We start from the raw sequence: 245 nt of genomic DNA on the forward strand, positions 1-245 counted from the left end.
GTCTTTTCCGGCTTGAGTTGGAGTCCAATGGGCTTTAACCAATCGGAGATGGCAATCTTGCACTGTTCAATGATTTCAAGCTTTGGTGATATAACTACGAAATCATCAGCATATCTAACGACCGTTGCTTGTACTCTTTTTCTTTTCTTTGGAAAGAGTTTTTCTATATGCCTCACCATTCCATCCAGTGCGATGTTGGCGAGGAGTGGACTTATTACCCTTCCTTGTGGTGTCCCGGCTTTTGT

1 protein-coding gene is annotated in these 245 nt (G+C 43.3%); it reads right to left on the bottom strand.

Annotated features, from left to right (window positions below):
* On the bottom strand, positions 1-245 hold a 245-nt coding region (locus AC0QHF_RS00245; protein WP_324702187.1), incomplete at both ends, for a reverse transcriptase domain-containing protein.

This window comes from Lyngbya sp. CCY1209 (genome assembly GCF_055795065.1).